This is a genomic window from Paraburkholderia phymatum STM815 (assembly GCF_000020045.1).
GTDB classification, from domain to species: Bacteria; Pseudomonadota; Gammaproteobacteria; order Burkholderiales; family Burkholderiaceae; genus Paraburkholderia; species Paraburkholderia phymatum.
The window spans coordinates 621,709-643,102 of sequence record NC_010625.1; the positions used below are offsets into that span (position 1 = coordinate 621,709).

18 protein-coding genes and 1 pseudogene are annotated in these 21,394 nt (G+C 64.1%); 7 read left to right on the forward strand and 12 right to left on the reverse strand.

Going from position 1 to position 21,394, the window contains the following annotated elements; genetic code table 11:
* The first annotated feature begins 179 nt into the window (after positions 1–179).
* The 5 genes from BPHY_RS30340 (at position 180) to BPHY_RS30360 (ending at position 4,963) form a co-directional block, all read left to right on the forward strand.
* The gene (locus BPHY_RS30340) at positions 180–752 is read left to right on the forward strand and encodes a TetR/AcrR family transcriptional regulator (protein WP_012405296.1); all 573 of its coding nucleotides are present in this window, start codon (positions 180–182) and stop codon (positions 750–752) included.
* A gap of 113 nt (positions 753–865) precedes the next feature.
* Positions 866–1,744: an NmrA family NAD(P)-binding protein gene (locus BPHY_RS30345; RefSeq protein ID WP_012405297.1), complete on the forward strand. Its 879-nt coding sequence runs from the start codon at positions 866–868 to the stop codon at positions 1,742–1,744.
* A 521-nt stretch (positions 1,745–2,265) separates the two neighbouring features.
* The gene (gene tauA / locus BPHY_RS30350; protein ID WP_012405298.1) at positions 2,266–3,297 is read left to right on the forward strand and encodes a taurine ABC transporter substrate-binding protein; all 1,032 of its coding nucleotides are present in this window, start codon (positions 2,266–2,268) and stop codon (positions 3,295–3,297) included.
* Complete coding sequence (locus BPHY_RS30355; RefSeq protein WP_012405299.1) at positions 3,294–4,073, forward strand: taurine ABC transporter ATP-binding protein; 780 nt, start codon at positions 3,294–3,296, stop codon at positions 4,071–4,073. The genes tauA and BPHY_RS30355 overlap by 4 nt, the downstream gene beginning before the upstream one ends.
* Complete coding sequence (locus BPHY_RS30360) at positions 4,073–4,963, forward strand: ABC transporter permease subunit (protein WP_012405300.1); 891 nt, start codon at positions 4,073–4,075, stop codon at positions 4,961–4,963. Before BPHY_RS30355 ends, BPHY_RS30360 begins: the two co-directional genes overlap by 1 nt.
* Before the next feature lie 15 nt (positions 4,964–4,978).
* On the opposite strand, the gene speB is transcribed toward BPHY_RS30360, so the two are convergent.
* From speB to BPHY_RS30400, 8 genes are all read right to left on the reverse strand, one after another.
* Positions 4,979–5,929: an agmatinase gene (speB, locus tag BPHY_RS30365; RefSeq protein ID WP_012405301.1), complete on the reverse strand. Its 951-nt coding sequence runs from the start codon at positions 5,927–5,929 to the stop codon at positions 4,979–4,981.
* 54 nt (positions 5,930–5,983) lie between these two features.
* Positions 5,984–6,529 (reverse strand): cupin domain-containing protein, encoded by a 546-nt coding sequence (locus BPHY_RS30370; RefSeq protein WP_041765665.1) that lies wholly within the window; start codon positions 6,527–6,529, stop codon positions 5,984–5,986.
* 204 nt (positions 6,530–6,733) lie between these two features.
* Complete coding sequence (locus BPHY_RS30375) at positions 6,734–7,450, reverse strand: DUF1989 domain-containing protein (RefSeq protein ID WP_012405303.1); 717 nt, start codon at positions 7,448–7,450, stop codon at positions 6,734–6,736.
* 12 nt (positions 7,451–7,462) lie between these two features.
* The gene (locus tag BPHY_RS30380) at positions 7,463–8,728 is read right to left on the reverse strand and encodes a M20 family metallo-hydrolase (protein WP_012405304.1); all 1,266 of its coding nucleotides are present in this window, start codon (positions 8,726–8,728) and stop codon (positions 7,463–7,465) included.
* Entirely contained in the window at positions 8,725–9,567 is an 843-nt protein-coding gene (locus BPHY_RS30385; RefSeq protein WP_012405305.1) for an amino acid ABC transporter ATP-binding protein, read from the reverse strand. The genes BPHY_RS30380 and BPHY_RS30385 overlap by 4 nt, the downstream gene beginning before the upstream one ends.
* Positions 9,564–10,229, reverse strand: a complete 666-nt coding sequence (locus BPHY_RS30390) for an amino acid ABC transporter permease (protein ID WP_012405306.1) — start codon at positions 10,227–10,229, stop codon at positions 9,564–9,566. Before BPHY_RS30390 ends, BPHY_RS30385 begins: the two co-directional genes overlap by 4 nt.
* Positions 10,230–10,244: 15 nt before the next feature.
* Positions 10,245–10,907: an amino acid ABC transporter permease gene (locus tag BPHY_RS30395; protein WP_012405307.1), complete on the reverse strand. Its 663-nt coding sequence runs from the start codon at positions 10,905–10,907 to the stop codon at positions 10,245–10,247.
* Between the two features lie 18 nt (positions 10,908–10,925).
* Positions 10,926–11,783 (reverse strand): transporter substrate-binding domain-containing protein, encoded by an 858-nt coding sequence (locus BPHY_RS30400; protein WP_012405308.1) that lies wholly within the window; start codon positions 11,781–11,783, stop codon positions 10,926–10,928.
* Positions 11,784–12,169: 386 nt separating this feature from the next.
* Between BPHY_RS30400 and BPHY_RS30405 the strand changes: the two genes are divergently transcribed.
* Positions 12,170–13,744: a methyl-accepting chemotaxis protein gene (locus tag BPHY_RS30405; RefSeq protein ID WP_176061929.1), complete on the forward strand. Its 1,575-nt coding sequence runs from the start codon at positions 12,170–12,172 to the stop codon at positions 13,742–13,744.
* Here the strand turns inward: BPHY_RS30405 and BPHY_RS43415 are convergent.
* A pseudogene (locus BPHY_RS43415) lies at positions 13,745–14,007 on the reverse strand (LysR substrate-binding domain-containing protein); the annotation flags it as partial.
* A 147-nt stretch (positions 14,008–14,154) separates the two neighbouring features.
* Between BPHY_RS43415 and BPHY_RS30410 the strand changes: the two are divergent.
* Entirely contained in the window at positions 14,155–15,087 is a 933-nt protein-coding gene (locus BPHY_RS30410; protein WP_012405310.1) for a helix-turn-helix domain-containing protein, read from the forward strand.
* 24 nt (positions 15,088–15,111) lie between these two features.
* Here the strand turns inward: BPHY_RS30410 and benC are convergent, their stop codons facing one another.
* The 3 genes from benC to BPHY_RS30425 form a co-directional block, all read right to left on the reverse strand.
* Complete coding sequence (gene benC / locus BPHY_RS30415; protein ID WP_012405311.1) at positions 15,112–17,901, reverse strand: benzoate 1,2-dioxygenase electron transfer component BenC; 2,790 nt, start codon at positions 17,899–17,901, stop codon at positions 15,112–15,114.
* 290 nt (positions 17,902–18,191) lie between these two features.
* Positions 18,192–19,961, reverse strand: coding sequence for an FAD-dependent oxidoreductase (locus BPHY_RS30420; protein WP_012405312.1), 1,770 nt, complete (start codon positions 19,959–19,961; stop codon positions 18,192–18,194).
* A 174-nt stretch (positions 19,962–20,135) separates the two neighbouring features.
* Positions 20,136–21,353: a porin gene (locus BPHY_RS30425; RefSeq protein WP_012405313.1), complete on the reverse strand. Its 1,218-nt coding sequence runs from the start codon at positions 21,351–21,353 to the stop codon at positions 20,136–20,138.
* Positions 21,354–21,394 lie beyond the last annotated feature (41 nt).

Here is a 21,394-nt window from a genome sequence, read left to right on the forward strand (position 1 = left end):
TCGGGATGGACCACTGGCGAACGGTTAACTGTCTGACACGGCATTGCACGTCGGGTTCATACACATGACAGGCCGGACGCCCGATTCATACTTCGAAACGCAGTGTTTCAGGCGCGCGCGTTGACGCTTATTTAGATGTTGGATAACATCTAAATACGGTCATCACACAGCGCGACATCATGAGGAAATCCAAAGCCGAGACCGCCGATACCCGGCGCCGCATCGTCGAAGTCGCGGCGCGCGAGTTCAGGGCCAACGGCATCCAGACAACTGGACTCGCGGACCTGATGTCGGCAGCAGGCCTCTCTCACGGCGGCTTTTACAGGCATTTCGAGTCCAAGGACCAGTTGGTTGCCGAAGCCTGCGAAGCGGGTCTTGCCGCCATCATTGCGAAGCTCGAAGCCGCTGCAGGCGAAAGCGCCGGCAAGGAAGGCTTCGATGCCATTGTCGATGCGTACGTGTCAGCCTCGCATCGCGATGCGCCTGCCGACGGTTGCCCCCTCGCCGGGATGGGCAGCGAACTGGCTCGCGCCGATGACGCAACGCGTGAAGCAGCCGCGAAAGGCTTCGACGATCTTGTCGGCGTACTCGCGAAGCGCAGCAGTCGGCGGCGCAAGGAAGCCGCGCATGCCGAAGCGGTGTTCGCACTGTCGGCCATGATCGGCGCCGTCACGATGGCGCGCGTCGTTCAAGACCCTGATGCTTCCGCCAACATTCTTCGCGACGTCAGGCATCACCTGAACGCGATGTAAGCAGCACCGGATTCTCACCAGCATCTCATCCGTTTTTTGAATGTGCGTATGCACTTAGCAGGACCTCAAGCGCACTCACACCGGGTGCTCACCTCTTCAGCGGAGAAACGATCATGCAACAGCGGAAATTCCTCATTACGGGCGCCACGGGGAAAACGGGCGTTCACACCATCCGTCATCTTCTTCGGGACGGCCACGCCGTGCGCGCCTTCGTGCACAGCGAGGACGCGCGCAGCGAGGCGCTGCGAGCCCAAGGTGCGGAAGTCGTCGTCGGGGATCTGCTCGAACACGACGACATCATTCGCGCGATGGACGGCGTGACGGGCGCCTATCTGTGCTACCCGGTGCGGCCCGGCTTCATTCAGGCGACTGCGTATTTCGCGGACGCCGCTCGCCGCGCCGGGGTGGATGTCGTGGTGGAGATGTCGCAAATCTCCGCGCGCGAAGATTCGAAGAGTCATGCCGCGCGCGATCATTGGATCGCGGAGCGCGTGCTCGACTGGTCGGGCGTGCCCACCGTGCACATTCGCCCCACCTTCTTTTCAGAGTGGATGATTTTTCCCTGGGTGCGCGACCAGATCGTAGAGGAAGGCCGCATCACGCTGCCCTATGGTGACGGAAGGCATGCACCCATCGCGGGGGAAGATCAGGCGCGCCTCATCGCCGCTGTGCTGGCTACGCCGTCTGCGCACATCGGCAAGACGTATGGGCTGTTCGGACCCGTTGAACTGAGCCAGCAGGAGATCGCCGACGAGATGAGCGAAGTGCTGGGACGTAAGATCGTCTACCGTCCTTCGACGATGGAACAGTACCGCACGCATCTCGAGAAGTATCAGTTGCCCGAATTCATGATCCAGCACTTTCTCGCGATCGCCGTCGACTACCAGAACGGCATTTTTTCCGGCGCCGATGGCGTGATCGGCGAGATCACGGGACAAGCGCCGCAAACCGTCAGCGACTTCGTGAGCATGCACCGGCAGGAATTCGCGTAAGCGTCGCGTTGCGTCGCGTGCTGCCCGCGAGTCGCGGGCAGCACGCAATCAGGCACCGGGCAGCTTCAGTCTTCACGATTCCACCCTCGGCCAATAGCGTCCACGAGGGTCATTCGCCATTCTGACCCACAGCAGAGTTCAAATCTTCGATGACCACGTTGCGCATCGCCAATCGGGCCGCCGAAGCAGGACGACACAATTCGACGGGGCTGGGTTTCGTAGCTGAGCGGAACTGACGTTCGAATGCAGCGACGCGTCCATTGGCATGAATTGCGTTACACGATCCGTTTCAATCCAACCAGACGGCGATAACAGATCCAGTTTGACGGCGAATGCTCGCAAGCCCCATTCTCGCGGACCGCCGCACGCGCGGCCATATCGGCGGCATTTGCTGTTTCGGCATGGAAAGCAAAGCTGCAACGGCGTGATTTGCTACGCACGAAACATTCGAACGACGGCGGCGAGAAGTGCCTATAGTCGGAAGCCTCATGCAGTTTCCATAACCAGCACGCAACCTTCCGATGAACCACACTTTCTCCTCCCTGCGCCGCGCGTTGAACGCCGCCACGCTCGTCGTAGCGTCGGCGGCGACTGTCTCGCCCGTCCACGCCGAAACCCGCGAGGTCGTGATCGGCTATCAGGACATGGTCGTGCCGTGGCGCTACGCGCAGGTCACGGGCGCCGTCGAAAAAGCCACGGGCTACAAGGTCACCTACCGCAAGCTCGACAGCGGCGCGGACGTGATCCGCGCGCTCGCGTCGGGCTCCATCCAGCTCGGCGAAGCAGGCTCCAGCCCGATCGCGGCGGGGCTGTCGCAAGGCGTGGACCTGTCGCTGTTCTGGATTCTCGACAACATCAACGACGCCGAAGCGCTCGTTGCGCGCGACGGCTCGGGTGTGAAGAAGCTCACCGACCTGAAGGGCAAGACGATCGGCCTGCCGTATGTGTCGACGTCGCACTTCCATGCGCTCGTAGCGTTGCAGCAGGCAGGCGTCGATCCGTCTACGGTGAAGATTCTCAACCTGCGCCCGCCCGAAGTCGCAGCCGCCTGGCAGCGCGGCAACATCGACGCGACGTACATCTGGGACCCGGTGCTCGCGAAGGTCAAGCAGAACGGCAAGGTGCTGATCACGTCGGGTGAAGTCGCGAAGGAATCGGGCAAGGCGACCTTCGACGGCTTCGTCGCCGCGCGTCAGTTCGAGCGTGACAACGCCGCGTTCATGACGGGCCTCGTCAAGGTGCTGGCCGGCACCGATGCGCAGTATCGCGAGCACAAGGCGGCATGGACGCCCGCGTCGAAGGAAGTGCAGGCCGTCGCGCGGGAGTCGGGCGCAACGCCCGCCGACGTGCCCGCGAGCCTCGCGCTGTACGCGTTCCCGACTGCCGCGGAGCAGGCGTCGCCGACGTGGCTCGGCGGCGGCAAGCAATCCGGCGCGGCGGCATCGCTGGCGGCGACGGCCGCGTTTCTGAAAACGCAGGGCACGATTCAGAACGTGCTGCCCGACTATTCGGGCGCCGTGAACCCACGCTTCGCGCAACAGGCCGCGCGATGAGCGCGCTGGAGATCCGCGGCGTCGGCGTGACTTATGACGGCGCGGATGAACCCGCGCTCGCGGGCGTCGATTTGCGCATCGACAGCGGTGAGTTTGTCGTTGCACTGGGTGCATCGGGTTGCGGCAAGACCACGCTGCTCAATTGCATCGCGGGCTTCGTCGATCCCACGGAAGGCGAGGTGCGCCTGAATGATGCGCCGATCGAAGGACCCGGCGCGGAACGGGGCGTCGTGTTCCAGAAGCACGCGTTGATGCCGTGGCTCAACGTGCTCGACAACGTCGCGCTCGGACTTCGCTTTCGCGGCGTCGCGCGCGACGAGCGGCACGAGATCGCGCGGCGCACGCTCGCGCTCGTCGGGTTGGAGCGGCATGCGAACGCGAAGGTGTATGCGCTGTCAGGCGGCATGCAGCAGCGCGTGGGCATCGCCCGCGCCCTGGCGAGCGACCCGCAAGTGCTGTTGATGGACGAGCCGATGGGCGCGCTCGATGCGCTCACGCGCGAAACGGTTCAGGAACTTGTGCTCGACGTGTGGTCGCGCACCGAAAAGACGGTGTTCTTCATCACGCACAGCGTCGAAGAGGCGCTGTTTCTCGCGACCCGTCTCGTGCTGATGACGCCGGGTCCGGGACGCGTCGCGCAAGTGCATGAATTGCCGTTCGCACGCGAGTACCTGGCGTCGCGCGATGCGCGTGCGGTGAAGTCGTCGGCGGCTTTTATCGAGTGGCGAGAGCGTTTGACACGCCGCTTGCACGAGACGGTGCGGGAGGCGGCCTGATGAACTCGATCGGTTCTTCGCGCCCCAGCGTAGAGGGACGCTTGTCGGGTGCGCATCGTGGCAACGCATACGCCGGCGCGGCCCGCCCACGTAAGCGCAAGGCCAATCGCGGCATGCCCGGCGAAGGGCCGACCGCCGCGCTCAGCACGTTGTGCGTCGCGGCGTTGCTGCTGATGTGGTGGGCCTTATCGCATTTCGGCTGGGTGCCGCCGCTGTTTCTGCCGTCGCCGGACGCCGTCCGGCGCGCATTCGCCGACGCATGGAACGGCCGCATTCAGGGCGGCTTGCCGTTGTCGGAACACTTGATGTGGAGCGCGATCCGCGTGTTCGGCGCGTTTGCGCTCGCCTGCGTGACGGCCGTGCCGATCGGCGTGTTGATGGGCGTGAGCCGGGTTGCGCGCGGCCTGCTCGATCCGCCCATCGAGTTCTACCGGCCGCTGCCGCCGCTCGCGTATCTGCCGCTGGTGGTGATCTGGTTCGGCATCGATGAAACGGCGAAGCTCGTCGTCATCTGGCTCGCCTGCTTTGCGCCGATTGCGATGGCCGCGCGCGCGGGCGTGCGCAGCGCGGCCGTCGAGCAGATCAATGCCGCGTGGTCGCTCGGTGCGAACTTCAGGCAGGTCGTGCTGCACGTCGTGCTGCCCGCTGCGTCGCCGGAGATTCTCACCGGGCTGCGCATCGCGATCGGCTTCGGCTGGACCACGCTTGTCGCCGCCGAGATGGTCGCGGCGACGGCGGGGCTGGGACAGATGGTGCTCAACGCGTCGAGCTTTCTGCGCACCGATGTCGTCGTGATGGGCATCGTGCTGATCGGCGCGATTGCGTGGCTGTTCGATCTCGGCATGCGCGTGCTGGAGCGCAAGCTCGTGCCGTGGAAGGGCAAGCAGTAGCGCGCGGGTGGCGGGCTAGCGGTTTGCCTCGCTCGCGCGCTTCGCGAGCAGGCACAGAATTTCGTACATCAGCGTCGCGGCGACGAGCGCGGTGTTGCCGCTCGGATCGTAAGGCGGTGAGACTTCGACCACGTCGCCGCCGACCCAGTTGAGTCCGTCGAGACCGCGCAGCAGCGCCTGCGTCTCGCGGGTCGTAAGACCGCCCACTTCCGGCGTGCCCGTGCCCGGCGCGAACACAGGGTCGAGCCCATCGACATCGAGCGACAGATAAACGGGCGCATCGCCGACGATGCGCCGCGCCTCGGCCGCGACGGCGGCCGGCCCGAGCACGTCGAACTCTTCGATGAACACCACGCGCATGCCGTGATCGAGCGAATAACGCCAGCCTTCGTCCGAATTCTGCGCACCGCGAATGCCGATCTGAATGGTCCGCTTCGGGTCGAGCAGACCAGCTTCGACTGCACGGCGAAATGGCGCGCCGTGCGTGAATTTCGAGCCTTTGAACGAATCCCAGGTGTCGGTGTGCGCGTCGATATGCACCAGCGCGACGGGTTCGCGCGGCGCCAGCGCCTGGAAGATCGGGTAGGTGATCGAGTGATCGCCGCCCGCCGTCAGCGCGAGCTTACCCGCGCGGAACACCGGCTCGAAGAAGCGGCGGATGTCATCGTGCGCGCGTTCGAGATGATAGAGATCGGTGAACGGCACATCGCCGATATCGGCAACGCGGCAGGCGTCGAACGGATTGAAGCGCGTCACGTGATGGATACCGCGCATCATCGTGGACATATTGCGGATTTCGCGCGGACCGAAGCGCGCACCCGGTCGCGCCGTGACGCCGCCGTCGAAGGGCACGCCTGCGAGCGCAATGTCGAAGGTGTTCGGGTCCGTGCTGAACGGCACGCGCATGAAGGTCGGGATGCCCGCGAAGCGCGGCTGCTGCATCTGTGCCAGATCGGTTCCCGTCACATTGATCTCCTGTTTGATGGTCGCTCGACCCGGATCTGGCTGCGCTTGCGCGCGTCAGAAGGTGGGCGGCGTATTGATCCACAGCACGCGGGTGATGACGTCGCCGGGATTGCGGTAGCTGTGCGGCTCGGTGCTGGGGAAGTAGAAGGAATCACCCGCCTGCAGCCGGTAGCATTCGCTGCCGAGCGTCAGTTCGAGTTCGCCTTCGAGCACATAACCCAGTTCTTCCCCCGCATGGCTGATCTGCTCGTCGCTGCGCGCGAGCGGTTCGAGCACGTGAATGTCGCCTTGCAGCAGTTGCCCGGGACCCGCTACGACGAGCCGTTCCAGCATGATCGAACTTCGCGCGCGAGCATGCCGGCCCGCCGTCTGCTGCGCCCCCGGAAAGCGCACGGAAGGCCGTTCGCTCGCACGCTGTATCGGCGTGACGGTCGCAACGGGACCGGACACGAGTGCAGCGATGTTGGTGTCCAGCGCGAGCGCGATTCGGTGCAAGGTCGCGAGCGACGGCGTCGCGTGACCGCCCTCGACCTTCGACAACAGACTCTCCGAGCAGCCCGCCTGCTCCGCCAGCGCCTTGAGCGTGAGTTGCTGCACCATGCGCGCGTGCCGCAGCCGTGTGCCGAGACCTTCGGCTGCCGCGCCCGGTGCGGAGTGAGAGGCCGCCGCGCGGGGCGCTTGGGCGGCCCGCCGCGGCGCAAGTGAGGACGGCCTGCGGGCAGCGCCGTTGCTGGACGTGGAGGTTTTTCTGGTGGCCACCGTTTGCGTTCTGTCGATCAGCGTAAATGAACGGCCCGGCGAGTATCAGGCGAGAACCGTGAACTCGACTTCGACCGGGTTGAGTGCGTTGATGGGAATGATATCCTGCGGACACGCCGACATCACCACGATGCAATCCATCGCAGCCTTGATGTCCACATGGTCGCCCGCTTTCGATACAGGCGCCAGCCATTCGATCGTGTAATCCGGTTTGACGGGGATGTTCATCCACAGGTTGAACGGCTGCGGCACTTCCCGCGTGCGCATGCCGATCGCCTTCAACGCCAGCCGCAGATTGTCCGCGCAGTTGTCGTGATAACGCTCCACCCCCAGATTCTGGTAGCGGTACAGATCGCAGGCGGCGATCAGCGTATCGTGCACGCCCGGCGATGTATCGGCGACCAGTTCGGCGATCGGGCGGCGGTGATTCGTCACGAGCGGGTCGCCCGGCTGCGGAATGATCTTGTCGATATACGCCCGCGTGTGCTCGAACGAGAGGAATTCGTTCAGGTGCGTGGCATTGAAGATCCATGTATCGCAGACCTGCGTGCCGTGCGGGTTCGAAATGCGGATGGTTTGCCCCGCCTTGACGCGCACGGCGCGGCCGCAGCGCGCGGGCACCGTGTAGGTCTTGCCGGGCTCGGGTGTGCCATCGGCGGAAATGGGTTCGTGCAGGGTGGCGTTCTGGCCGAGTTCCGTCCCGTTGTCGTCGCCCGGGTGGGCATGCGTGTGTGTATGCGAGTCGGTGGCGGTCGTGCTCATCTGGGTTCCTTGTCAGTCGTTGCAAAGGGTGGTGAGGGTGTGCGCGAGCGCGCGTGCGCCCAGCACGAGGTGACGGGCGTCCGTGGCTTCAGCCGGGTTGTGGCTGATGCCGTCGCGGCTCGGCACGAACAGCATCGCCGTTGGGCAGTGCTGCGCGAGATACATTGCGTCGTGAAACGCACCCGACGTGAGGCGCAGCGCAGGCGCGTCGAGCGCGCGGCAGGCGGCGTCGAGCCGCGCGAGGACCTCGCAGTCGAAGCGCACTGGCGTATGGGCGAAAAGCGGCGCGATGCGCGCGCCGTGGCGCCTCGCGCAAGCGGCGACCAGTGTGTCGAACGTGTCGAGCACATGAGCGTCGGGATGACGGAAATCGACGGAGAAGGTCACGTCGGATGGAATCGTGTTGATCGAATTCGGCGTCACACTCCAGCGCCCGAACGTCACGCGCGTGTGCTCGCCGCCCAGTGACACGGCGATTTCTTCGAGCGACGCCCGCAGCGCGACGGCCAGCGTCATCGCGTCGCGACGCATCGGCATCGGCGTGGTGCCCGCGTGCGCCGCCACGCCTTCGCAGTGGAATGCGTACCAGCGCACGCCCTGAATTCCCGTGACGACGCCGAGTGGCACGTCGGCATTTTCCAGTTGCGGACCTTGCTCGATATGCAACTCGACGAACGCATGCGCAGGCGGCGCGTCGCCGCGCGACGGCAGTTCGGGCAAGGTGCGCCGATGGCTCTCCAGCGCGGCGCGCAGCGTGACGCCGCCGGCGTCGGCGGCGTCGAGGTAAGTGGGCATGCGCGCGGGCTCGACAAACGCGCTCGATCCCATGGCGCCCGGCGCGAAGCGCGTGCCTTCTTCGTTGGTCCAGATCGCGACGTCGAGCGGCCGGCGCGTGCTTAGGCCCGCATCGTTGAGCGCGGCAATGCATTCGAGCCCGGCGAGCACGCCGTAGCAGCCGTCGAGCTTGCCGCCCGAAGGCTGCGTGTCGATGTGGCTGCCTGTCATCACGGGTGGCGCATCGTCGATGCCGGGCCGGCGGATGAAGAGGTTCGCGCATGCATCGGTGGAGACGGCGCAGCCCAACGCGTGCGCACGTTCGACCAGATAGCGGCGCGCATCCAGATCCGTTGCACTGAGGGCGGGGCGGTTCACGCCGCCGTCGGGCCGCGCGCCGAATGCGGCGAGCGTTTCGATCGACGCGAGCAGGCGTGTCTCGTCGATACTTTCCGCGGCACGCCGTGCAACGTCATCGTGTGCAGGTTGATCGGTTCGCATCATGACGACGCTCCCGATGTCTGCTCCACGCTGTCGGCTCTTCCTGCGGGCGCGGTCACGCTCAGGCTGCGATCGAACCACGGCTTGAGAAACTGCTGGAGACGCGGCGTGCGCGAGTTGCCAAAAAGCTGTGCTGGCGGCCCCGACTCGACGATCTGTCCGGCTTCCATGAATACGACCTTGTCGGATATCGTCGCGGCAAAGCTCATTTCGTGCGTGACCATGACCATTGTCATGCCGTCCTGTGCGAGTGAACGGATCACGTTCAGCACTTCTTCGACGAGTTCGGGATCGAGCGCCGATGTCGGTTCGTCGAGCAGCATCACTTCCGGCTCGATGGCGAGCGCACGCGCGATGCCGACGCGCTGCTGCTGTCCGCCGCTCAGCCGCGCGGGATAGACGTCCGCCTTGTGCTGCAGGCCGACGCGAGCGAGCGCCGCGCGCGCCTTGTCGCGCGCATCCGCGCGGCGCATCTTCTTGGCCAGTACGAGCGGCGCGGCGACGTTGTCGAGCACGCTCATGTGCGGCCACAGATTGAACTGTTGAAATACCATGGACACGGGGCGCCGCACCTCCGCGACGCTCGCCTCGCTGTCGCGATCGCGCAGCGTGCGGCCAGTGCAGCGATAGCCGAGCAGTTGCCCCTTGATCCAGACTTCGCCTTCGTCGTAGGGCTCGAGAAAGTTCATGCAGCGCAGCGCGGTCGTCTTGCCCGAGCCGGACGGCCCGATCAGCGTGACGATCTCGCCGCGCATCACGTCGAGGTCGATGCCCTTGAGCACGCGGGTTGCGCCGTACGACTTGCCTACGGCACGCAGCTTGAGGATGGGTTGAGCGCTCATGTAGCTTGATTCGTGGCGTTCTGCAGGAAAGGGATCATCGCCGTCGCGCGCTGCACGAGCAGCGACACGGCCTGGGTGAGCAGCCAGTAGCTCACGATCAGCAGCGTATAGGGACCGACGTAGGTGTAAGTGGAGGCGACGATGTCGCTGGCCGTCATCGTCAGCTCGGGGACCGTGATGACGGATGCCACGGCGCTCTCCTTGATGACGAGAATGATCTGGTTCGCGAGCAGCGGCACCGCGAAGGCGAGCGCCTGCGGCAGTTCGATCGCGCGGAACGCGGCCCAGCGGCTCACGCCGAACGCCTGAGCGGCCTCGATCTGACCGCGCGGCACGCTGGCCCATGCAGCGCGAAAGATCTCCGCGAAATACGCGCTCGCATAGATCGCGAGCGACACGACCGTCGCTTGCACGGCCGTCATCGTGATACCGAAAGCGGGCAGCCCGAAGTAGACGATCATCAATTGCGACAGATACGGCATGCCGCGAATCAGCCAGACGAACACGCGATAGGGCGCGGCGAGCACGCGTGCGTAACGCAGGCGCAACCCGTTGAGTGCGAAGCCGCCGCCCATGCCGAGCACAGCCGCAATCAGGCTGACTTCGAGTGTGACGAGCATCGCGTCGGCGAAGCGTGGAACGAGAGCGAGCAGGTTATCCATGCGTGTGATCCCCGTTCATGCGCGCGACGCCGCGCGGCGCTCGTAGCAATGCGCGGCGAATGAAAGCAGCGTCGTGATGGCCAGATAGAAGAGGGCGGCGCACGTGTACACTTCGAGCGGCCGGTACGTCGACGACGACAACTGCTGGCCGACGCGCATCAGGTCCGTGACGGATATCACAGACACCACAGCCGATGCCTTGACGATATCGATCATCTCCGACACGAGCGCGGGCAGCGTGACCCGCACCACCTGCGGCACTTCGATGTGCCACAGCACCTGACGCCGCGTGAGATTGAAGGTGACGGCGGCTTCGATCTGACCGCGGGCGATCGAGCGAAAGCCCGCGCCGAGAATCTGCGACTGATACGCAGCCGTGTTCATCGACAGCCCGATGGCCGCCGCGACGATGCCTGGCAACGCGAGCCCGAGCGCCGACGGCAGGTAATACATCACGAGCAGTTGCGCGAGCACGGGCGTGCCGCGAAACACGCTGACATAGACCCGCGCGGCGCCCGCGGGCAGCGGGCTGTCGCTTGCCGACATCGTGTAGATGAAGAGGCCGGCAAAGAAGCCGCAGAACACGGCGGCCGCCGACAGCCACAACGTTGTCAGTGCGCCGTCCAGCAACTGCGGCAGATAGGCGGTGCAGCGTGCGAGCAGATCGGGAGCGTTCATCTATCGGATCGAGGCAAGTCAGATCGAGGGTGCGGGGACTGCGTCGACGGGAACGTCCATCGTCGAGCCGAACCACTTCTCCTGGAGCTTCTTCATCGTGCCATCGCGGTTCGCGCGGGCGATGCCGTCGCTAAAGAGTTTGACGAGCGCTGCGCTGTCGCTGTCCTTACGCGCGACCCAGGCGAAATAGCTCTTTGGCCCGATGGTCTGCGGCAGCAGTGCGAATACGCCCGGGCGCGATTTCATCAACGGCCCCAGGTTCGCGACCGATTGCGCGACGGCGTCGAGCCTTCCCACGGCGAGGTCCGCATAGGCTTCGTCGAACGCGACGTACTGTTTGATCTGCTTGATGCCGGGACCGCCCGCGTCTTTCAGCTTCTTGTCGAGCGCCTGCAATGCCTGCAGTTGCGCCGAGCCCGTCTGCGACCCGACGATCCTGCCGTTCAAATCCTCGGGCGACTTGATGCTCGTGTCGCCGTTGCGCAGCAGCACGCCCGTCGTCGCGTCGGCGACGGGCACGGTGAAAGCGAAGTGATTGACGCGGTCCTTGTTGACTGTAACGGCTGTCACGACGATGTCGAAGCGCTTGGCATCGAGTCCTGGCAACAGTCCCTGAAACGGCAGGTCCAGCTGCTTGACCTTCACATCCGGTATCGACTTCAGCACGTAGGCCATCAGGTCGGCGTCGTAACCGACGATCTTGCCGTTATCGACGTATTCGAACGGCGCGTAACGGGCCTCCGTCGCGATGGTGATTTCCTTGTTCGTCCTGATGCGCGCCAGCAGGTCGTCCGTTTGCGACCAGCCCGGCGTCGCCGTGACGAGTGCGAGCCCGCCCAACAACGAGAAGACCAGACTGCGGAGAGGCTTGTTCATGACGCTTCCTTGTGAAAGGCCAGTGGGCCGATTGTGAAAGTTAAAGGAATTAAATTCAAGTTACTTGAACAAGGTTCAAAAAGCATGAGCCGTGCCATGCGATGGCGGCCGGTCGGGTGTGGGAACATGTGCCCGCGATGCACCGGCGCGGGGAGTTTCCTGGCGGCTGAGGTCGCGCGCGGCGCACGATGCACCGTGCTGGGGAGTTGCGCCGCGCGCCGATGTCGCAATTCGTCGCATCGATGTCGCGCTGGCATTGCAGACGCATCGAGGCGCCGCCGTTAGTCCGGGAGACGGCCTGCGATCGAATGGCCGGCCCGTTCGTTCTGACTACCGGAGAAACGCTGCCCGCGCCGTCCTCGCGGCGCGCACGCTGCTTTGCGCTCATGTTCAGAAACACCACGATTCGCGGCGGCCTCGCCGCCACCATTTCGGGTTTCACGCTGCTATTGATGCTGGTCATCGCGGCGGCCGTATTTGCGCTCTTCAAGAGCAACGCCGCGCTCGACGCGATGTATCGGGACGACACCGCGTCCGTCGTGCATTTGAAGACCAGCTCCGAGCGGTTGCTGGTGTTCCGCGCGGGGCTCGCCGACGTCGAACAGCTGATCAGTGCGGGCAAGCCGGCTGCCGCCGAGATCAAGCAGCTGCATGCGCTGCTCGGCGAGAGTAATCGCGAGCTCGACGCGTACCGTGCGCTGCACGCTCCTGACGCGCAGGAAACGACGCTGCTCGAAGCGATGACGGGCAAGCGCGACCGTCTGCTGGCGCAGGCTTTCTCGAAAGCGCTCAAGCAGCTCGACGAAGAAAATCTGGTCGACTTCCTTACCACGCAGCGCGAAATGCCCGTCGCGCTGTTCGATGAATATCAGAAGGCGCTCATCTCGCTGGAGGATTTCCAGGTGCAGCGCCAGCGCATGCGTTTCGATCACGCGAACGTGCGCTTTCACATGGCGCTCTGCGGCTTCGGCGTGGCCGGACTGATCGCATTGATCGTCGGCGTGCTCGCGCATCGGGCGCTGACGAGGGCGATCGTCACGCCCGTCAATGCCGCCGTCGACTACTTTGCGAAGATTGCAGCGGGCGACCTCACGGCCGTCGTCAAGACGGAACGCCGCAATGAAATGGGTTATCTGCTCGACTCGCTGAACGACATGCAACAAGGCCTCGTGGCGGTGGTGCGCAAGGTCAGGGCGGGGACGGACGCGATCATGCACGATGCGCAGGCGATTGCCAGCGGCAACCGCGACCTGTCGATGCGCGCCGGCGATCAGGCCGCCTCGCTTCAGCAGGCGGCCGCGAGCATGGAAGAATTGACGGCGACGGTGCGGCAGAATGCCGACAATGCGCACGATGCGAGCGCGCTTGCCACACGCGCGTCCGAGATTGCGACACGCGGCGGCGAGGTGGTGCGTCAGGTCGTCGACACGATGGATGCGATTTCGGATAGCTCGGCGCGCATCGTCGGCATTGTCGGTGTGATCGAGAGCATTGCGTTCCAGACCAATATTCTTGCGCTCAACGCAGCCGTCGAAGCGGCGCGCGCCGGAGATCAAGGGCGAGGCTTCGCCGTGGTGGCCAGCGAGGTGCGGCATCTGGCGCAGCGCAGCGCCACCGCCGCGAAGGAAATCAAGGAACTGATCGGCAATTCGACCGTGAGTGTACGCGCGGGCAGCGAACTGGTATTGCGCGCCGGCTCCACCATGGACGACATCCTGAAGGCCGTGCAGAGCGTGAACGCGATCATGGCGGATATCAGTCTCGCGTCGCGCGAGCAGACAGCGGGGATCGAACTGGTCAACGCGACGGTCGTGCAGATGGAAGCAATGACGCAGAGCAACGCATCGCTGGTCGAGTCGGCGTCGACTACGGCGGCTTCGCTCGAGGCGCAAAGCGAGCATTTGCACGGCGCGGTGGCGATATTCCGTGTGAGCGGGGACGGCAACAATATCTTCCAATAACTGGCGGAACTCGCGCTTCAGCAAGAGCCCCATCGGCATGTTCGCGCGATACACCACCCAGCGGTATTCCGCGACGTCCTGAAGCCGGAGCTTCTTCGCGCGCCGCAGCGGATGCTGCACATTGGCCACGACGGCAAGCGTTCCTCCTGCAACCGCGTAGTTTCGTAGTGCTGCGGCGTCTGACTGATCGTCGTGCGACAGATCGCCAGTTCCAGCCGGCCTTCGTCGATCTGGCTGAGCAATGTTGCGCTCGTGTCTTCGACGCCCCGGCGAGCAGAGCGACATGCTCGCTGCCTCTCGAAGCTCGAAACGGACAACATCAACATCGGCGAAGACGCCCGCGATTGAACGCCTCAAGCGCCTATGGAACAATGGACAGAGATCACATATAACAGGACATAACGTGCATCATGGCCAATGACCAGCAGCGTCGCCGGACCGTTCTTCATTTCGCGCTCTATGGCGCGGAAGCGGACCTGCCGTGGGTCGACATGGTCCATTACGAGCGCATTCCCCTGCGGGCCGGCCGCTTTGACTTCGACATCAAGCCGCACGTTCATGACGCGCTGATCCAGGTGCTCTACGTCATCGCCGGGGGTGGCGAGACCTTCATCGACGGCAAGACCTGGGCAGTCGAAGCGCCATGCCTGATCGTCGTGCCAGCGCGCTCGGTCCACGGCTTTCACTTCCGTAGCGACATCGACGGTCACGTGATCACGGCCGCGCAGTCTGCGCTGGAATCGCTGGCGATGACGGCCGCACCCGAGTTGCTGGAATTCATACGCACGCCGACGGTGCTGTCGATCGATCCCGACGTCGAGCGCGGCACGCCTCTGGACACTTTGTTTCAATCGATTGGGCATGAGGCGGAGAGCCACGAGCGCTGGCAGTTCACCGCAGGCGCAGCATTGACGATTGCCCTGTTCGTCAAGATCGGGCGCCTCAGCGAGAGCGCCCGGCTTTCGGCCAGTTCCGAGCGGCCGTCGATGGTTGCGCGGATCGAGCGCTTCCGTGCCTTGCTCGACCGCCATTGCCGTGAGCGGCGGCCGGTCGCGAGCTATGCCGACGAAATGGGCGTGAGCACCGGCCAGCTCTCGCGCATCTGCCGCGCCACCTTCGGTGTCTCGGCGATCGAGGCCATCGATGCACGCTCGATCCATGAGGCCAAGCGGCTACTCGGTTATTCGACGCTCAGCGTGAAGCAGATCGCCAGTGAACTGGGGTTTCAGGACGAGGCGTATTTCGGGCGTTTCTTTCGCAAGCAGACGGGCCTTCGGCCAACCGAATACCGCGCTGCGGCTCACGATCGATCCTTGCCGCCTGCAAAGGGGCGAGCGGGCTGACCCGGCGTCGCCCCTTTATCCGGTTCAGACCGATAACCCACCGAGCTTCACGAACAGATGCTCCGGTCCGGAGTTGGTCAGGTTGTTGCCCCGCACGTACTGGATCGGTCTTGCCGGATCGAGGGCGATATCGCCGACCTTCCGGGCCAGAGCCTTCGTCGCGATCAGCGTCTCCAGCTTGGCGAGCGGCGCGCCAAGGCATTTGTGCATGCCGTTGCCGAAACCCAGATGGCCGTTGGTATCGCGGTCGATATCGAAGGTCTCGCCCTCCGGAAACTTGCGGCTGTCGCGGTTCGCAGCCGATAGCAGCAATCTCACGACCGCGCCCTTGGGCAGATCGACGCCCGCGACCGTGGTCGCCTCGGTGGTGATGCGGCTCACACGCTGGACGGTGCCGCGATAGCGCGCCACCTCCTCGACGAAGCGGTCGGCATCGGCGGGGTTTTCGCGGATACGTCCGAGCAGATGCGGCTGTTCGGTGAACATGCGAAAAGCGTTCGCGACAAGGATCGTTGTCGTGTCGTGCCCGGCGATGAAGACGAATGCGCACAGCTCCTTCGCTTCCTTTTCCGAAAGCAGCCCGTCCTTCCACATGCGCGCGATATGCCCGCCGATTGACTGGCTGCCGGTGAGCGCGAGCCGCTCCATCGCCTCCTTCAGGTAAGCGAAGAATGCCTGTGCGCTCTGTTCGTCGGTGCCGGTTCCCGGCGCATTGCGGGCGAGGCGTCCGAAGTAGCTAAAGGTCTCGTCCGACCAGAACTTCATCTTTTCCTCATCCTCGTTGGGCACGTCGATCATCGTGGAGATGGTCGAGATGCTGAGCGGGATAGCGAAATCGTTGACGACATCACCGCCGCCTCTGGCAATCATCGCGTCGAGCAGATCTTCCGCCCTTTGTGCGATCTGCTCGACAAAAGGATCGAGCGACAACGGCAGGAAGGACGGCTGCACGACCTTGCGCAACCGCGAATGGTCGGGCGCGTCGAACAGCGTCAGGAACGTCAGCGGTGGAGGGCTGACGACCTCGGAGGAAAACAGCTTCGGGTTGCGGATCGCCTGATAGACGTCGTCATAGCGCGAGAGGAACCACACGTCCGAAGTCGCCGACTGGCAACGCAGCACCGGCGCATGCTCCCGCATCCAGCGGTAGTGCTCGTAAGGGTCGCCTTGCGAGCCGTCATCGACCACCTTGAACGGTTCCAGCCCTTCGGGCCAGTCCAGTTCGTGCGAATACGGCGGAAGCGTCGTGCCCGCGAATGGGCAGATCTGCGGCGCGCTTTGCGGCACGGCAGGTGTCGGAGCGGGCGGCGCGGCGACGCTGGGCGCGGTGTTGTCCAGCGTCATGTGCGCCAGCGCCCGGCTCATCGTGGCCTTGGAGTGGCGTGCATGCAGCGCGATCACGTCCCGCGCCGCGTTCAGGTCGCCCAGTTCGAAGGCAGCGACAATGTCCCGGTGCTGCTGGACGATATCGCCGACGATCTTGATCCTGTCGGTCAGCGTGCGAGCGATGTAGTCCTGCACGGCCAGTTCCCGGTAGCGCGCGATCAATTGGGCGTTTCCTGAAGCTTCCACTGTGAACATGTGGAAGGCGTGATTCGCCTCAATGTAGCGGCGAACATCGGTAAAGTGCCGGCCGGACACGAACGGTGCCGTCGCCTCGGCGAGCTGGCGGAAGTCGATCAGTTGCGCGCTCGATAGCCGGCCCATTGTCAGCTGCGCCGCTCCCAGTTCGAGCGCCATGCGCAGGTCGAACGCTTCATCGACATCAACAGGCGCGATGCGCTCATCGCCGGTCTGAACCACCAGGCCGGTTCCGGCGAACTTCTCATAATAGAAATTGCGCGGTGTCAGTCCTTCGGACAAGAGAAAAGTGCGCACCGCATCAACCATCGGCGGCGGCCCGCAGAGGTAGACGTCCACATCGCCATCGTTGAGCTGGGCGGCATTGATGTGGTGGGTCACATAGCCTTTGTTGAGATGAGCACTGGCGGGGCTGACGACGGTGCAGGCATAGGTGAAGTTCGGCAGGCGTTGTGCATAGGTGTCGAGCCGGTCGATGCCAACCAGATCCTCATCGCTGTTCACACCCAGGATCATGTGAATCGGATAAGGGCTGCCGCCGTCCTCGACGATCTTGTCCAGCATTGAGAGGAACGGCGCGAGGCCCGTGCCGCCCGCCAGAAACAGCACCGGCCGCTCGATGGCGCGCAGGTAGAAGCTCCCCATCGGGCCGCGAAACTCAATCGGGTCTCCTGCTTTGGCGCTTTCGCAGAGCCAGGTCGACATCACGCCTTGACGCACATTGCGCACAAGGAAAGACAGGTGCGGGTCGGACGGCCCCGAACTGAACGAGTAGGACCGCGTCTGATCGGTGCCGGGCACCCGGATGTTGACGTACTGCCCAGGAAGGAAGCTGAGATCGGCACGGTTGTCGAGTTCGACCGAGAAAGCGATCGTGCTGTCCGACGCTCGTTGGCAGCTGACGATTCGTCCCCTGTGCGAAGACGGGCCGGTACCCGAGACATCGGAGCCGCTGGCGATCTCGATCACGCAGTCGGAACGTGGGCTCATCTGACAAGTGAGAACCTTGCGAGTGTTCGCTTCCTCCGGGCTAAGCGCGTCCTCCACGCAGTCGCCCAAAACGTACTCGCCGGATTCGCAAACCGCCTTGCAGGTGCCGCATACACCGTCACGGCAATCGAGTGGGATATTGGTCCTGGCGCGAATGGCGGCATCGGTGACGCGCTCTTCCTCCTCGCACTCGATGAAGCGGGTCACTCCGTCTTCGAAACGGAGGGTGATCTGATGGGGCATGGCGGCGTCTCCTCTAGAGCCGCCCGGACATACCGCTTCGCTGGCGGTGTGCCCGGGCGGAGGGCGTGCGAGACAAGCTTGCTAATCGCAACGCCCCGGTGGGTTGTGTGACGCCAATGTAGAGCCTGCGCCGCGTTCCCCTCAATGGACAGAGACGACGTTAACCCGGACAAAACGTGCATTGTGCTGGACGATGCATCACTATGGAGACTTCGACCCCCCATTACGCGTCCAGACGCCGCTATCTGGAGCGGATTGATACCACTGCTCTGGTCGTTGGCGGTTATGGCTCAACGCGACTCGCTGGTGCACACATCGGCGCGCGTGTGGCTTGTCGGCGTGTCGCCGCTGAGCTTGCCCGCGATGAACTTCGCCACGCGCCACCCGAACACGATGGCGGGGCCTAACGTCGTGCCCGGCCCCGGATACGTGCCGCGAAAGATCGAAGCGAGATCGTTGCCGCACGCGAAGAGACCCGGAATCACGTTGCCGTTCACATCGAGCACTTCACCGTTGGCCGTGCCACCCAGTCCTGCGCTGCACGCGAGGTCGGCGGGCCAAACGGTGACGGCGTAGTACGGGCCTTTGTCCAACGGGCGGATGCACGGATTGGGCTTCTGCGCCGGGTCGCCATTGAAGCGGCTCATCGGGCTGGAGCCGCGGCCGAATGCCGGGTCGTTGCCCAATGCAGCATCGCGGTTATAGCGCTCGACCGTACCCGCGAGCCCAGCCGCGTTCACATTCAACTTCGTCGCCAGTGCGGCGAGCGTGTCGCCCTTGACCAGATAGCCGGCGTGCTCGAACGCTGCGATGCGCGCGCGGCTACGCCCCGGCATCAACAGTCCCAAACCGTATTCGCGGATAAAGCCTGCATCAACAATCAGATGCGCCGGTACGCTGGTGCCGTTGCCGTCGTCGCGCAGCATGCCCATCACGAAGTCGTGATACGAGTTGGACTCGTTGACGAAGCGCTCGCCCCGGGTGTTCACCGCGATCAGCCCAGGCTTCGCGCGATCGAGAATGATGTGTGGCCACACGCTGTCGTCGCCGTTCGGCGAACGGCGGATCGAGCAGGGCATCCACAGACCGGGGCTGTCGCCGCCGTTTTCGAGCCGTGCATCGATAGCCAGCGCGCTGCTGACGCCGTCGCCCGTGTGCGTGTCGGGAGAGAGTGATAGCGGTTGGGCAGCAAGAGGAAACAACTGTTTGCGCAGCGCCGGATGCCGCGTGACGCCGCCCGTGGCCAGCACGACCCCGCGACGCGCGCGGATGCGCCGCTGCTTGCCATCGCGCGACCCGACCACCGCGCCCGTCACGCACCCTTGCTCGCTAACCAGTTCGATGAGCGGCGCTTCGAAGCGCACGGCCACGCCGCGCTTGCGCAGGCTGTAGAAAAGCCGGGCGGCGAGCGCATTGCCCATCACGAGTTGCGTGCCGCGCGGAAACCGCATGCGGTCGATTACATAGCGTCCGACCACTTCGACAGTGCGCCTGAAATTGCTCACCGACGCGAACGGATTGAGCAGCGCACCGAGGTCGCTGCGATTGACCATCATCCCGCCGAGGCCCATGAACTCCTTGCGCGGCGGGCGCACGCGCGAAAAGTCCTTGTCCAGCACACGCGCATCGAATGGCACGGGTGCGAGCGCTCGCCCCCCGAATGCCGCACCGGGTCCCGTCACATAGTCCGGATGCGCGGCCGCTGCGACGAACTTCACGTCGCTGATGCGCTGCAATTCGTCGATGGCGCGCGGACCGCTTTGCAGAAAGGCTTCGCGTGCCTCGTCGCCGCCGCGTTCGCCGACCACCGATTGCAGAAAACGCCGTGCGTCGTCGACGCTGTCGGGCACGCCTGCATCGACGCTCAATTGTGTGCCCGGCACCCAGGTCGTGCCGCCCGACGTCGACGTGATGCCGCCGACGGCATCCGTCTTTTCGCACAGCAGCACGTCCAGCCCTTCGTGATGCGCGATCAGCGCCGTCGTCATGCCCCCCGCGCCCGCGCCGAAGACCAGCACGTCGACTTCTTCGTCCCAATGGATGCTGCTGCCTGAATTCATGTCCAATGTCTCCTCCGATGCCTTGTCGCCCTTCCGTGCTTCCTGGGCGGCCCGGCTTCGTGCGAGCGGTCCAAAGAACGCGTGGAATCAGATTCCACTATAGCTAAAAACGGAATTCTATTCCAATATTATCTTTGGAATCCGATTCAGGATTGTCAGCGCTGATGAAGTCCGTCAGAACCGGTGCACGACCCCGACGCCCGCCGCGAACTGGTTACGGGTGGACGAGGGCGCGGAATTGAAGCCGTCGCCCAGCGTGGCGGTTGCGTCGATGATCTGACTGGCGCCCGCTGTGCCCAGCGTTTTGCCGTTCGCGCGCTGATACGCTTCTAGCGCATAGAAGCCGGTGCGCTTGGACAACGCGTAGTACTGGGACAGGTTGAACTGCTGGTATTGCGCCGCGCTCGTGATGCCGTTGGCCTTTGTTGCACGCGTGAAGCTGTACCCCGCGCCGAAGTCCCATGCGACAGCGGGTTTCCAGTGCAGCACGATGCCGCCCGTGTTGAAGATCGCGGTGTCGGTGAACTTCGAGCCTATGCCCGGAATGTATTGCACATTCGAGTAGGTGGCGGACACATCCCACGCGCTGCTGAACGTGTAGCTGCCGCCCACGGCAAAGCGCTGTTGCGCCTGCGCCGTTTGATAGCCGTTCGTCAGCGCGGATACACCCGCCTGAGCGCCGTTGTTCGACGTGGTGGAATCCGCGCCGAATGCGCCACCGCCCGTCGTCGAGTTGTTGATGCGCGAGAAGCCGACTGCAAGGCCGATCGGTCCGTTCGCATACTGGATCGCGCCCGCCCATGTCGAGCCGCTGTTGAGGCTGCCCGCCACGCCACCGAGCGAATACGAACCGCTGAACGTGAAGCCGTAGAGTTTGGGGGACGTATATTCGATCGTATTGTTCGCACGGTAGATCGTATCGAGCCCGTCGATATCGCCGGGGTGTGCGCCGAAGAAACCCGTCAGCCAGTTCGTCGGGCTGTACGGCGAAAGCAACTGGTAGTAAGACGCATACTGGCGTCCGAACGTGAGCGAGCCATACGCGGGATTGGTGAACCCGACCCACGATTGTCGCCCGAACATCGCATTGGTGTACTGCTGCGCGCCCGTCGTCGAATTGATGCCTGATTCAAGCGTAAAAATCGCTTTCGTGCCGCTGCCCAGATCTTCGGCGCCTTTAAGCCCGAAGCGGCTGCCTGCCCACACGCCCGTCACCATCTTGATGGCGGAATGGCCATTTGCCGTCGAGCCCAACGTCGTCTGGCTGTTCTGATACGCGATGCCGGTATCCACGACGCCATACAAGGTCACGCTGCTCTGCGCGAATGCGGGCATTGCGGTGAACATGGCGGCGCCGAGCGCAAGTTGTTTGAATTCGCTGCTGCGCTTCATCTCCTGTCCTGCTCCTTTTTCTGGTAGTGGTGGTGTTGTGT